The organism is Bacillus arachidis, assembly GCF_030285945.1.
In the GTDB taxonomy this organism is placed as follows: Bacteria; Bacillota; Bacilli; order Bacillales; family Bacillaceae_G; genus Bacillus_A; species Bacillus_A arachidis.
Genome location: NZ_CP127376.1, coordinates 3,364,755 through 3,379,241 on the forward strand (window position 1 = coordinate 3,364,755; position 14,487 = coordinate 3,379,241).

14 protein-coding genes are annotated in these 14,487 nt (G+C 37.6%); all 14 read right to left on the reverse strand.

The features are described 5' to 3' along the window. Window positions 1-17 precede the first annotated feature (17 nt). Window positions 18-809, reverse strand: a complete 792-nt coding sequence (locus QRY57_RS18875) for a phosphatidate cytidylyltransferase (RefSeq protein WP_286015859.1) — start codon at window positions 807-809, stop codon at window positions 18-20. Between the two features lie 17 nt (window positions 810-826). Beyond that, window positions 827-1,603: an undecaprenyl pyrophosphate synthase gene (gene uppS, locus QRY57_RS18880; RefSeq protein ID WP_026590325.1), complete on the reverse strand. Its 777-nt coding sequence runs from the start codon at window positions 1,601-1,603 to the stop codon at window positions 827-829. An 85-nt stretch (window positions 1,604-1,688) separates the two neighbouring features. Further along, window positions 1,689-2,246: a ribosome recycling factor gene (gene frr, locus QRY57_RS18885; RefSeq protein ID WP_026590324.1), complete on the reverse strand. Its 558-nt coding sequence runs from the start codon at window positions 2,244-2,246 to the stop codon at window positions 1,689-1,691. 2 nt (window positions 2,247-2,248) lie between these two features. Then, a complete protein-coding gene (gene pyrH, locus QRY57_RS18890) occupies window positions 2,249-2,971 on the reverse strand; it encodes a UMP kinase (RefSeq protein ID WP_026590323.1) in 723 nt (240 codons plus the stop codon). Between the two features lie 66 nt (window positions 2,972-3,037). Beyond that, complete coding sequence (gene tsf, locus QRY57_RS18895) at window positions 3,038-3,925, reverse strand: translation elongation factor Ts (protein WP_090687105.1); 888 nt, start codon at window positions 3,923-3,925, stop codon at window positions 3,038-3,040. A gap of 82 nt (window positions 3,926-4,007) precedes the next feature. Next, entirely contained in the window at window positions 4,008-4,709 is a 702-nt protein-coding gene (gene rpsB, locus QRY57_RS18900) for a 30S ribosomal protein S2 (RefSeq protein ID WP_026590321.1), read from the reverse strand. A 515-nt stretch (window positions 4,710-5,224) separates the two neighbouring features. Then, window positions 5,225-6,004 (reverse strand): GTP-sensing pleiotropic transcriptional regulator CodY, encoded by a 780-nt coding sequence (gene codY, locus QRY57_RS18905; protein ID WP_208017115.1) that lies wholly within the window; start codon window positions 6,002-6,004, stop codon window positions 5,225-5,227. A gap of 77 nt (window positions 6,005-6,081) precedes the next feature. Beyond that, window positions 6,082-7,473 (reverse strand): ATP-dependent protease ATPase subunit HslU, encoded by a 1,392-nt coding sequence (hslU, locus tag QRY57_RS18910; protein ID WP_026590319.1) that lies wholly within the window; start codon window positions 7,471-7,473, stop codon window positions 6,082-6,084. Between the two features lie 22 nt (window positions 7,474-7,495). Continuing rightward, complete coding sequence (gene hslV / locus QRY57_RS18915; protein WP_003199482.1) at window positions 7,496-8,038, reverse strand: ATP-dependent protease proteolytic subunit HslV; 543 nt, start codon at window positions 8,036-8,038, stop codon at window positions 7,496-7,498. A 42-nt stretch (window positions 8,039-8,080) separates the two neighbouring features. Then, window positions 8,081-8,980: a tyrosine recombinase XerC gene (xerC, locus tag QRY57_RS18920; RefSeq protein ID WP_026590318.1), complete on the reverse strand. Its 900-nt coding sequence runs from the start codon at window positions 8,978-8,980 to the stop codon at window positions 8,081-8,083. A gap of 65 nt (window positions 8,981-9,045) precedes the next feature. Next, on the reverse strand, window positions 9,046-10,350 hold the full coding sequence (trmFO, locus tag QRY57_RS18925; protein ID WP_286015860.1) for an FADH(2)-oxidizing methylenetetrahydrofolate--tRNA-(uracil(54)-C(5))-methyltransferase TrmFO: 1,305 nt from the start codon (window positions 10,348-10,350) through the stop codon (window positions 9,046-9,048). Between the two features lie 51 nt (window positions 10,351-10,401). Beyond that, on the reverse strand, window positions 10,402-12,480 hold the full coding sequence (topA, locus tag QRY57_RS18930) for a type I DNA topoisomerase (RefSeq protein WP_286015861.1): 2,079 nt from the start codon (window positions 12,478-12,480) through the stop codon (window positions 10,402-10,404). 144 nt (window positions 12,481-12,624) lie between these two features. Beyond that, a complete protein-coding gene (gene dprA, locus QRY57_RS18935) occupies window positions 12,625-13,494 on the reverse strand; it encodes a DNA-processing protein DprA (protein ID WP_026590315.1) in 870 nt (289 codons plus the stop codon). Between the two features lie 89 nt (window positions 13,495-13,583). Then, window positions 13,584-14,486: a succinate--CoA ligase subunit alpha gene (gene sucD / locus QRY57_RS18940; protein ID WP_026590314.1), complete on the reverse strand. Its 903-nt coding sequence runs from the start codon at window positions 14,484-14,486 to the stop codon at window positions 13,584-13,586. Between the last annotated feature and the right edge of the window lies 1 nt (window position 14,487).

Sequence of the window (14,487 nt, forward strand, 5' to 3'; positions counted from 1 at the left end):
TCCAACCCCTCGTTTTATTATGAAATGAAATGTAAGAAGTGTAAAATCGGTAATACGAACAACCAGCTATCTGTTCGATCTAATATTCCACCATGCCCAGGTAAAATTGTACCTGAATCTTTCACACCGTAATGGCGTTTAAATGCGGATTGCACCAAATCACCAATTTGTCCAAAAATAGATATTGCAACTGTAACAATAATCACTATTCCAATATTCTCATGCACTTGGAAAAACATATTGTACACAAAAGCAACAACAATACCACACAGAATACCGCCTAATGAGCCTTCTATCGTTTTATTCGGACTAATCTCTGGCCATAATTTTCTTTTTCCAACTGCTTTTCCTATGAAATATGCGCCTGAATCAGTTGCCCAAATAACAAACAATGCATAAAACACATATTCAATCCCGGCTATTCTCGTTTCATTTAAGTACAAGAATCCCATTGCAACATACGTCGTTGCCATAAGTAAAAATGAAGCATTGTCAAAAGTAAATGTATTCTTCGAAAGGACTGTATATGATAAAAGTAATAACACAATCAAAAATGTGATTTCTAATTTATCTAATCCAATCCAATCAAAAACTCCTCGTGCATTACTTGGAACTAAAATAATCCATAATAATAATGCAGCTAAAAACGTTGGCACCGAAATAAATGTAAGCTTGTTCATACGAACTAATTCATATAATCCAATAGAAGCAAGTGCATACACTAAAACTGTAAAAGGCACGCCACCATAAAATACGATGGGAATGAATAGCGCGGCAGCAATCACTCCAGTAATAATTCTCTGTTTCACTACCAAACCCTCTCTTTCTACACGCCTCCGAATCTGCGCCCTCTATGTTGAAAGTCTGTAATTGCATGTAGCAAATGTTCCTCGGTAAAATCTGGCCAATACACATCTGTAAACCAAAGCTCCGAATACGCAATTTGCCATAGCATGAAATTACTAATACGCAATTCCCCACTTGTACGAATAAGCAAGTCTGGGTCGGGTAAAGAACTTGTCATTAAGTATGAAGAAATCATTTCTTCATTTATATCTTCTGAACGAACTTTCCCTTCTTCGTTATCTTTCATCATATGTTGCACAGCAGAAACGATTTCATCGCGACTTCCATAGTTTAACGCAAAATTGAGAATTAATCCCGTGTTCTCTTTTGTATCTTCCATGGCCTTTTCCATCGCTCTGCGCGTATGCGTAGGAAGACGATCTTTTTGTCCAATTACTCGAACTTGTACATTTTCTTCAATCAACTCTGGTAAAAATGTACCTAAAAATTCTTCTGGAAGTTTCATTAAATATTCGACTTCCTTTTTCGGTCTTTTCCAGTTCTCAGTAGAAAAAGCATAAAGAGTCAGCACTTTTACATCAAGTTTACTAGCAAATTTCGTAATTTTTTTTACTACTTGCATTCCTTCATGATGTCCGGCAATGCGGGGCATTGCTCTTCTCTTTGCCCATCTTCCATTACCATCCATAATGATCGCAATATGCTCTGGGATATATCCCTTTTTCACTTTTTCAACGAGATGATCAAACGATGCGACCTTTTTACCTTTAAAAAAAGGAAACTTTTTAAACATCATTCATACCCTCCAACAAGCAGACGTATGCCTAAAAGTGTAAAAAGACCCCCTTAAGAAGAGGGTCATATTTGCGAAGGTATCGCTATTACACTTCCATGATTTCTTTTTCTTTGTTTTTTGCGATTTCGTCAACTTTTGCAATATATTTATCTGTTTCTTTTTGGATATCTTCAGCATATCCTCGTAAATCGTCTTCTGTAATATCGCCAGCTTTTTCAAGCTTTTTAAGATCATCGTTCGCATCACGACGTACGTTACGAACTGCTACTTTTGCTTCTTCAGCATATTTCTTAACAGTTTTTACTAAGTCTTTACGACGTTCTTCCGTTAATGCAGGGAATGCGATACGAATTACTGATCCGTCATTAGAAGGGTTTAAACCTAAATCAGCTTTTAAGATTGCCTTTTCAATATCACCGATAGATGTTTTATCATAAGGTTGAATGACAAGTAAACGTGCTTCAGGAACTGTAATGTTCGCTAATTGCACAACAGGTGTTGGTGCACCATAGTAATCAACTTGTACCTTATCTAAAGCAGACGCGCTTGCACGGCCAGCACGAACTGAAGCTAACTCGCGAGAGTAAGCACCAACTGCTTTTTCCATTTTTTCATTTGCAGTTTTTAATACTTGTTGTCCCATATTTATTTCCCCCTTACAATTGTTCCAATATTTTCGCCTAAAACGGCACGTTTAATATTTCCTTTTTCCATAACTGAGAATACAATTAGTGGAATATCATTATCCATACATAATGAAGAAGCAGTAGAATCCATTACACCTAAACCTTCTTTTAATACATCTAAGTATGTCAGTGATTCATATTTCGTAGCTGTTTCATCAACAGAAGGATCTGCACTGTAAACACCGTCTACATTATTTTTCGCCATTAAAATAACATCAGCTTCGATTTCCGCCGCACGTAAAGCTGCAGTTGTATCTGTAGAGAAATATGGGTTACCTGTACCTGCTGCGAAAATCACAACACGTTTCTTCTCTAAGTGACGAATCGCTTTACGGCGAATATAAGGTTCTGCCACTTGACGCATTTCAATAGAAGTTTGAACACGCGTTTGAATCCCAATGTTCTCCAAGCTATCTTGAAGAGCTAATGAGTTCATAACTGTCGCTAACATGCCCATGTAATCCGCTCCTGCACGATCCATGCCCATTTCGCTTCCGATTTTTCCACGCCAAATGTTTCCGCCACCTACAACAACAGCAACCTCTACATCAAGTTCTGCAATTTCTTTCACTTGTTCTGCAACTGATTTAATAACAGCTGGGTTAATTCCAAATCCTTTTTCACCAGCTAAAGCTTCACCGCTTAACTTTAAAACGACACGGTTATATTTCGGTTTACTCATAATGAACCTCCAATGGCTTACATCTTTATTTTAAAAAAGGGAACACAATGTGTTCCCTAAACTGTATTAGTTGTTACCTTTTACTTGGTTCATTACTTCTTCAGCAAAGTTGTCTTCACGCTTCTCGATACCTTCACCAACAGCGTAGCGAACGAATCCTTTAACTGTTCCGCCTTTAGACTCAACGAACTGACGAACTTTCATATCAGGGTTTTTAACGAATGCTTGGTCAAGTAAGCAAATCTCTTCGAAGAATTTACCTAGGCGACCTTCAACCATCTTAGCAACGATTTTTTCAGGCTTGCCTTCGTTTAAAGCTTGTTGCGTTAATACTTGACGCTCATGCTCAACTTCTTCAGCTGTTACAGCATCGCGGTCGATGTATTTAGGGTTAACTGCTGCAACATGCATTGCTACGTCTTTAGCAGCTGCTTCATCAGTAGAACCTTCAAGAACTGTTACTACACCAATACGTCCACCCATGTGTAAGTAAGCACCGAATGCATCTGCATCAGTTTTTGTTACGATTTCGAAACGACGAAGTGTAAGTTTTTCACCAATTTTAGCAATTGCTTCATTGATGTGCTCTTCTACTGATTTACCGTTTGCAATTGTTTGAGTCATAGCTTCCTCAACAGATGCAGGCTTGTTAGCTAATAAGTGAGCAGCTAATTCTTTTGTTAAAGCTTGGAAACCTTCGTTTTTCGCAACAAAGTCAGTTTCAGAGTTTAATTCTAAGATTAAAGCATCGTTACCGTTTGTTTCGATGTAAGTTAAACCTTCAGCAGCAATGCGGTCTGCTTTTTTCGCAGCTTTCGCAATACCTTTCTCACGTAAGAAGTCAATTGCCTTCTCCATGTCGCCATTCATTTCTGTTAAAGCTTTTTTGCAGTCCATCATACCTGCGCCAGTTTTTTCGCGAAGTTCTTTTACCATTTGTGCAGTGATTGCCATACTTTTCATCCTCCTAAAATATGTATTTATACCTTAAAAAAGGTGATAAAAGGCCGAACCCCTTATCACCTTTCCAAATTTGTTACGCAGTAACAGTCTCTTCACCTTGTTTTGCTTCAAGGATCGCGTCTGCCATTTTAGATGTAAGAAGTTTTACAGCACGAATTGCATCATCGTTTGCTGGAATTACGTGATCGATTTCGTCTGGATCACAGTTTGTATCAACGATACCGATGATTGGAATGTGTAATTTGCGTGCTTCAGCAACTGCGATACGCTCTTTACGAGGGTCTACTACGAATAATGCACTTGGAAGACCTTTCATATCTTTAATGCCGCCTAAGAATTTCTCAAGACGCTCTAACTCTTTTTTAAGTTGAACAACTTCTTTCTTAGGAAGTACTTCGAAAGTACCATCCTCTTGCATTCTTTCGATGTCTTTAAGACGCTTGATACGCTTTTGGATTGTTTGGAAGTTTGTTAACGTTCCACCTAACCAACGTTGGTTAACGAAGTACATACCAGCACGAGTTGCTTCTTCTTTAATAGCTTCTTGTGCTTGTTTTTTTGTACCTACGAATAAGATGTCTCCACCTTCAGCAGCGATGTTACGCATTACGTTGAAAGCTTCCTCAACTTTTTTCACAGTTTTTTGTAAGTCGATGATATAGATACCGTTACGCTCTGTGAAAATGTAACGTTTCATTTTTGGGTTCCAACGACGAGTTTGATGTCCGAAATGAACACCAGCTTCAAGCAATTGCTTCATAGAAATTACTGACATAGTTTAGTTCCTCCTAAATGGTTTTTGATATCCTCCGTTTACTTCATCTTTAAGCGAAACTACAAGCGTAGCACCAACACTTAAATCAGTAAACGTGTGTACTTTGTACTGACACCACTGCTTACTATATCATAATGAAATTGTACAATCAAGTCGAAAATACGAACAATGTGAAACTTTCTTTTTGATTATGATTCTATTCGTCTTTTTCCTCTTATTCAATGCTATATACATACAAATTGAAAAGCCTCCAAAACCCTTTCTGTTTAAGTAATAGAGATCACCCTTCTATGCATTGAACCGATTAGACCATCTTCCTGCTTCACCAAAATTTAACACAAATAAAAAAACAAGCACTGGTTACCTTTTGTTCTACATTACAGTGGCTTTATATGGTTTCACTTTAAAAATCATTATCAACAAGAGAAGATAAATATATACTTCGCACAAATTCATAATGAATCTCTCAGAAAATAAAAAATCTCTCCTCATAGAAGGAGAGATTTTTTTGCAAATTAGTTTGTTTTTAATTTAGCAAGTTCATGTAAAAACTTGTCATTTAATACTTTAATGTATGTTCCTTTCATACCTAAAGAACGAGATTCAATAACGCCTGCACTTTCTAATTTACGAAGTGCGTTTACGATTACAGAACGTGTAATTCCTACGCGATCAGCAATTTTACTTGCAACAAGTAAACCTTCTGTTCCGTTTAATTCTTCAAAGATGTGCTCAATAGCTTCTAACTCACTGTAAGATAAAGAGCTAATCGCCATTTGAACAACAGCTTTACTACGAGCTTCTTCTTCGATTTCTTCTGCTTTTTCACGTAAAATTTCCATACCTACTACAGTAGCGCTGTATTCAGCAAGGATTAAATCATCATCTAAGAATTCTTGACCAAGACGAGCTAACACTAGTGTACCTAAACGCTCACCGCCACCAACGATTGGCACGATTGTAGTTAAACCTTGACCAAATAATTCTTTGTTTTCTACAGGGAATGCTGTATACGCGCTATCTACATCTAAGTTTGAAGATGTTTCCGTAATGTTAAATAGGCTTTGTGTATACTCTTCTGGGAATTGACGCTCTGCAAGCATTTGTTTCATACGTTCGTTCTCGATTTGTTGGTGAATTGCATATCCTAATAATTTACCACGGCGACTTACAACGAATACGTTCGCTTCAATTACTTCACACATTGTGTCTGACATTTCTCTAAAGTTTACAGGTTTTCCTGCAGCGCTCTGTAATAACGCATTTAATTTTCTCGTTTTTGCTAATAATTCCATTTCAAAAGTTCCTCCTACATGTTACTCTCATATTTTTTCATCACTTGGAAACTAGGGCGAGTCACCTGATGACACTATTACAAAATAAACTGGCTCACATCTTTATTTTTAGCAATTGTTGCTAATTTCTCCTCTACATATTGAGGTGTTATCGTTATTTTTTCTAACGTAATTTCAGATGCTTCAAACGATAAATCTTCAAGAAGTTTCTCCATAATAGTATGAAGTCTTCTCGCTCCAATATTATCCGTATCTTGATTAACTTGATAAGCAATCTCAGCAATCTTACGAATAGCATCGTCAGAAAATTCAATTTCTATACCTTCAGTTGCTAATAATGCTATATATTGTTTCACTAAAGCATTATCAGGTTCTACAAGAATTTTAACAAAATCATCTACCGATAATTTTGTTAATTCCACTCGGATCGGGAATCTTCCTTGCAGTTCTGGAATCAAATCAGACGGTTTAGACATATGGAAAGCACCAGCCGCAATAAATAAAATATAATCTGTTTTCACCGATCCATATTTCGTTGCAACATTCGATCCTTCGACAATTGGCAAGATATCACGCTGTACACCTTCACGCGATACATCCACGCTATTCGACTGCTTACCAGCAATTTTGTCAATTTCATCAATAAAAATAATCCCGAGCTGTTCAGCACGATAAACAGCCTCTTGTGTAACTTCATCCATATCAATTAAGCGCTGTGCTTCCTCATTTGTCAAGACTTTTCTTGCTTCTTTTACAGAAAGTTTTCGTTTTTTCGTTTTTTTCGGCATAAAACTCCCTAATGCATCTTGGAAATTCATCCCCATTTGTTCCATGCCAGTCCCTTGCAACATATCAAACATCGAAGATTGTTGTTCCGTCACTTCAATCGATACAATTTCATCTTCAAGTAAGCCAGCTGCAAGTTTCTTTTCAACTTCTTGGCGCTTCTTTTCAATTTCTATATTATCGTGTGTTTCAGCTGTCTGATTTGTGTTTTGATTTCCCCCAAACAACATTTCTAACGGATTTTTGAATCCGGATTGTTTTTGCGGACTTGGTACCAAAATTTCAACAAGTCGCTGATTCGCTTGCTCCTCAGCCTTATCTTTAACCTTTACGACCATTTCTTCTTTTACAATGCGAACTGATGTTTCTACAAGGTCACGCACCATCGATTCTACATCTCGGCCGACATATCCAACTTCTGTGAACTTCGTCGCTTCAACCTTAATAAAAGGTGCTCCAACGAGCTTCGCCATTCGTCGCGCTACCTCTGTCTTCCCGACTCCTGTCGGTCCGATCATTAAAATGTTCTTCGGAGCAATTTCATCGCGTAAATCTTCTGCTAGTTTACTGCGGCGATATCGATTTCTAAGCGCTACTGCAACCGCTTTTTTTGCATCTTTTTGACCAATAATATATTGATCCAATTTTTCTACAATTTGACGCGGAGTAAAATGTAAATGCATATAAAATGCCTCCCTTACGATTCTACAATTCTTCCACAATAATATTGTGATTTGTATACACACAAATGTCACCAGCAATTTCTAAACTTGCTTTCGCAATTGCTTTTGCTGTTAAATGTTCACTCGCATGTTGCTTTAAAGCGCGGCCAGCAGCAAGTGCATAATGCCCACCTGAACCGATTGCTAAAATACCGTCATCCGGCTCTATTACTTCTCCTGTTCCCGAAACAAGAAGTAACGTCGTTTGATCCATAACGATTAGCATTGCTTCCAATTGACGTAGCATTTTATCACCACGCCATTGTTTCGCCATTTCAACTGCGGCACGCTGTAGATTCCCATTATACTCTTCTAATTTTCCCTCAAACATTTCAAATAGAGTAAATGCATCTGCAACAGAGCCTGCAAATCCAGCTAACACCTTTCCTTGAAAGAGTTTTCGAACTTTACGTGCTGTATGCTTCATTACAACAGCATTACCAAATGTCACTTGTCCGTCGCCAGCCATAGCACACTCTCCATTATGGTGAATGGCAAATATCGTTGTAGCGTGGAAATTTCCCATAGAAAAAACTCCTTTATATGTTTTTATAGCTTTAAAAGCAATTTATGCCCGCGGGTGATGCTTCATGTAAACAGAACGCAATCTTTCTTTTGAAACATGCGTATAAATTTGTGTCGCTGATAAATTTTCATGCCCCAATAACTCCTGCACAGTTCGTAAATCTGCGCCTTCATCTAACATATGTGTGGCAAATGTATGCCTTAACATATGTGGACTTATTCGCATTGTAAGGGAAGTTTTCTTAATGAGCTCATTTAAAATATAACGCACACCTCGATCTGTTAACGGCGTACCCTTTGCATTTAAAAACACCATTTGAGAGTGTTCCTCTGTTTTTTTAGCTAACTGTTTTCTCCCGTTTTCTATATAAGTAGTTAAAGCATCTTGTGCATAGCTCCCAAACGGAACGTACCTTTGTTTTTTGCCTTTTCCCATCACTAGAATTGTACCTACCGAAAAATCAATATCAGTAAGCTGTAAACTTACACATTCACTCACACGGATCCCTGTTGCATACATAAGCTCTAATAAAGCTTGATTTCTTTGACCTAGCGGTGTTTCCATGTCAGAAGCTTCAAACAAATTCTCTAATTCTTCGACGTACAAAAACTTTGGGATTGACCATTCTTTTTTGGGGAGTGACGCAAGTGCAAACGGATTATCTTCTCGATATCCTTCACGCATCAGAAAACGATATAAACTTCGTAAACTTGATACTTTTCTTGCGACAGATTTACGGGCTAACTTTTCATCGTGTAACATTGTTAGGTACAAACGAACATCTACGTATGTAACATCTAAAAAAGAGGATATACCTTCTCGCTCCATAAATTGCACAAAATGTTCTAAATCATTTTGATAACTTGCAATTGTATATTTTGAATAATTTCTTTCAATTTGTAAATATCCAACGAATAATTGTAACAATTTCTTCACATTCATATAACTCACCTCAATAAAGGCTACTAAATCGTATCACAACTCAGTAGCCTTTGCAAGAAATTTAACTAAATATTTACAAAATTTTGAATTGTTTCTAAAGCGCGTGTTGCATACGCTTCATTTCGCTCTTGTTTCTTTTTAATTTTCTTTTCTAACGGTGCAAATAAACCAAAGTTCGCATTCATCGGTTGGAAATTTTTCGCATTTGTTGCAGTGATATAATTCGCCATACTTCCCATTGCAGTTACAGAAGGTAATACAACAGGCTCCTCTCCCTTTACAAGACGAGCTGCATTAATGCCTGCTAACAGACCTGAAGCAGCTGATTCTACATATCCTTCCACACCTGTCATTTGACCTGCAAAGAATAGATCATCACGATGTTTGTATTGATACGTTGGACGAAGTAACTTAGGCGAATTAATAAATGTGTTACGATGCATTACGCCATAGCGTACAATTTCGGCATTTTCTAACCCTGGAATCAACTGCAATATTTCCTTTTGAGGTCCCCATTTTAAATGTGTTTGGAACCCAACAATATTGTATAACGTTCCTGCTGCATCATCTTGACGTAATTGAACAACAGCATACGGTGTTTTTCCTGTTTTTGGATCTTCTAACCCAACTGGTTTCATTGGACCAAATACCAATGTTTGTCTGCCACGGCCAGCCATTACTTCTACAGGCATACACCCTTCAAAGAATACTTCTTTCTCAAACTCTTTTAATGGCACTGTCTCCGCAGCAATTAAAGCATCATAAAAACGATCGAACTCTTCCTCTGTCATCGGGCAGTTCAAATATGCTGCTTCTCCCTTATCATAACGAGATTTTAAATATACTTTGTTCATATCAATGCTATCTTTCTCGACAATCGGTGCAGCAGCATCATAAAAATAAAAATAATCTTCACCAGTTAGTTCTTTCAGCTGGGTAGAAAGACCTGGAGATGTAAGCGGGCCCGTTGCAATAACAGTTGGTCCTTCTGGAATTTCTGTAATTTCCTCGTTCATCACAGTTACGTTTGGATGATTTTTCACATACTCTGTTACTTTTGCTGCGAACTCATGACGATCTACAGCTAACGCTCCTCCTGCTGGCACAGAACATTCGTCTGCCGCACGAATAATAACAGAATCCATTTGGCGCATTTCTTCTTTAATAACACCAACAGCGTTCGTTAATGTATTTGCACGAAGTGAGTTACTACATACTAACTCAGCAAATTTATCTGTATGATGAGCCGGTGTTTGTCTTACAGGCCTCATTTCATATAAGTTCACTTGGACACCACGTTTTGCAATTTGATAAGCTGCTTCACTCCCTGCAAGACCTGCACCAATGACGTTTACTACTTGTGTTGTCATATATTTTTCACCTTTCCTTTTCTATTCCGAAAAAAATGTGAGCAGTTACGCTCACATTTGTTGTTCCTCTTCATAATCACAAGAAATACATTGTACCTGAACGCCTTTTTTCAATTTCTTCTCTACAAGCATACCTTCACATTTTGGACATTTCCGACCAATCGGTTTATCCCAAGATACAAAGTCACATTCTGGATATGTGCCGCATCCATAGAAAAGACGCTTCTTTTTATTACTTCGACGTTCAATAATTTGTCCTTTATCACATTTCGGACAAGTTACACCGATTTCTTTCACAATCGGTTTTGTATTTCGACAATCAGGGAAATTTGAGCAAGCCATAAACTTCCCATATTTACCCATTTTAAAGACCATCGGGTGACCACACAACTCACAGTCTTCCCCAGCGGGTTCATCTTTAATTTCAACTTCACGCATTTCCTTTTCCGCTTTTTCTAAACGAGGTTCAAAACCTACGTAGAAATCATTAACAATTTTTACCCAATTTGCTTTCCCCTCTTCTACCTCATCAAGGCTTTGCTCCATGTTGGCAGTAAACTCGATATTAATAATTTCCGGGAAAAACTCTAAAATGAGTTCAATTACAATTTCTCCAAGTTCAGTAGGAACAAATCGTTTATTATCTAATGCAACGTATCCTCGTTTTTGAATCGTCTCGAGTGTCGGTACATAAGTAGACGGTCTCCCAATTCCAAGTTCTTCAAGTGTCCGAACTAAGCGAGCCTCCGTATAACGTGGCGGTGGCTGCGTAAAATGCTGCTTTGGTTCCACATCTTTTGAAAATACCGTTTCTCCTATTTCTAATGGAGGCAACATTTTATCTTTTTCTTCTGCACCATCATCTTTTGACTCTACATACACTTTCATAAATCCTGGGAATTTAACTACTGATCCACTTGCACGGAACTGAACATCATTGTTAATGAGTTTAGCTGTAACGGTATCCATTATAGCAAATGCCATTTGACTTGCAACAAATCGTTCCCAAATCAATTTATACAAACGATGTTGATCACGACTTAAGAAACTCTTCAGTTCCTCTGGCTTTCTCATCACAGAAGTTGGACGAATTGCTTCATGCGCATCTTGTGCATTTGCTTTTTTCGTTTCTTTCTTCTTCTCTGTTCCTATGTATTCCGAACCAAACGCTTCAGTAATGTAAGAACGTGCTTCTTCTTGCGCTGTTTCTGAAATGCGTGTTGAATCTGTTCTCATATACGTAATAAGACCCACAGTTCCTTGCTTACCAATATCTATCCCTTCATAAAGCTGTTGTGCAAGCATCATTGTCTTCTTCGCCCGCATATTTAATTTGCGCGCCGCCTCTTGCTGCAAGGAAGATGTTGTAAATGGTAATGCAGGATTCCGTTTTCGCTCTTTTTTCATTACATCTTCAACTGAGAACGCATTGTCCTTCATTTTTTCAATTATTTCTTTTACTTGCGCCTCATTTGTTAGCTGAACTTTTTCACCGTTCACACCGTAAAATGACGCTTCAAATGTTTCTTTTCCTTTTACAAATTCTGTTTTAATTGTCCAGAATTCTTCAGGAATAAAACTTTGAATCTCCTTTTCACGCTCAATTATTAAGCGAACTGCTACAGATTGTACGCGTCCTGCGCTTAATCCCTTTTTGACTTTCTTCCATAATAAAGGACTAATATTATAACCAACAAGTCGATCAAGTATCCGCCTTGCTTGTTGCGCATCTACTAAATCCATATTGATTGCACGAGGATGTTTAAATGACTCTTTAATTGCATCTTTTGTAATTTCATTAAATACAACCCGACAATCTGATTCAACATCTACATTCAACGTATTCGCTAAATGCCAAGCGATTGCTTCTCCCTCGCGGTCTGGATCGGCTGCGAGATAGACTTTTTTCACTTTTTTTGCTGCTGATTTTAAATCTTTTAAAACAGGACCTTTACCACGAATGGTAATGTATTTCGGATTGAAGTTATTTTTGACTTCTATCCCCATCTGACTTTTTGGTAAATCGCGAACATGTCCCATAGACGCGACGACTTTGTATTTTTTTCCTAAATATTTCTCAATGGTTTTCGCCTTAGAAGGCGACTCCACGATTACGAGGTAATCTGACATGCTAGTGCCTCCTTAAGAGGTGGATTCAAGTCTTCATTAATCTTATTGATTTCTCTTGTTTTTGTCAATCAAGAATGAGTATACCATACAGTGATAGTCTACCATTTGTCAATAATTGTTTAATAAAAACATAAAAATATAAGGTTAAATTAAAAATTCCTCGAGAATATCCTCCGCTTTCTGCACAAGTTTCGCACCTTGCTGAATAAGCTGATTTGTCCCTGCTGAACTTTCCTTAAATATGGGACCAGGAAGCGCAAATACTTCTCTATTTTGCTCTAAAGCGAAATCTGCAGTAATAAGTGATCCACTTCTTGATTTCGCCTCTACAACTAAAACACCTTTACAAAGTCCACTTATAATTCGATTTCTTTTTGGGAAATACCATTTTCGTGGAGGGTAATGAGGTGGATATTCGGTTAATAGCAACATATGTTTTTTCCACATATTATAAAAATAATTACTTTCTTTTGGATACATATACTGTAACCCATGTCCTAATACAGCAATAGTTGAACTTTGTTGATGCACTGTAATTTCGTGGGCGATTGTATCAATTCCACTTGCAAAGCCGCTCACAATTAACCAGTCTTTGTATATCAGCGGTTGTAAAATAGATTGTATGCTATCTTTTCCATATAAAGACGGTTTTCTTGTTCCCACTACAGCTATTTTGTTTGCTTTATTAAGAAACTTCCTTTGCCCTTTTCCGTATAAAACAAAGGGAGGATTCGGTATTTCACGCAACAACTTCGGGTAATCCTCATCCCATATTGTAATATAAAAAATATGATTTTTTTCTAAATGGCGTATACATTGCGAAGGGGTAGTTGTTTGTAAGAAGCTAACTAATTCTGAAGATTTTTTCGAAGTTAACCCAGTATATTTTTCCAATTCCATCGCACTAAAACTATACAGTTTTTTTACCTCTGGATCAATATATAATAAGCGAGTTAATGCTTTCCAATGATCTGCTAACACATAATGAAGATGGAGCAATCGTTCCTTTTTCATAACTATTCTCCTCACCCATAATTTTTATTATGTTAACTGTAAAAAATGTAAAAAGACACCCTCTAGCACGAAGGTGTCTTTCAAAAAGATTAATAGTTTTTACAAGTTTCAAATAATCCCTTTTCTTTTAAAACAGAGATTAAAGTTTCACCCATAACAGCTGGTGTTTCAGCAACTTTGATACCACAAGCTTCCATTGTTTTAATTTTTTCAGCAGCTGTACCTTTTCCACCAGAAATAATGGCACCAGCATGGCCCATACGCTTCCCTGCAGGCGCTGTTTGACCACCGATAAATCCAACAACAGGTTTTGTCATATTTGCTTTTACCCACTCAGCAGCTTCTTCTTCTGCTGTTCCACCGATTTCACCAATCATAATAACAGCATGTGTTTCCTCATCTTCATTAAACGCTTTTAACGCATCGATAAAGTCTGTACCATTAACAGGGTCACCACCGATACCTACAGCAGTTGATTGACCAATGCCCTCTTGTGTTAATTGATGTACAGCTTCATATGTCAATGTACCAGATCGAGATACAATACCTACATGACCTTTTTTATGAATATATCCTGGCATAATCCCAATCTTACATTCATCAGGTGTAATTACACCCGGGCAGTTCGGTCCAAGTAAACGTGTCTGTTTACCTACCATATATTTTTTTACTTTTACCATATCTAATACAGGGATTCCTTCTGTAATACATACTACTAAATCAATCTCTGCATCAACAGCTTCCATAATTGCATCAGCCGCAAAAGCGGGTGGAACGTATACAACTGAAGCATTTGCGCCCGTTGCTTTTACAGCATCTTCTACTGTATTAAAGACAGGTACGCCTTCAATTGCAGTGCCACCCTTACCAGGTGTTACACCACCGACAATTTTCGTACCGTATTCAATCATTTGCTTTGTATGGAATAAACCTTGTGAACCCGTAATACCTTGTACAATAACTTTTGTATCTTTATTAACTAATACGCTCATT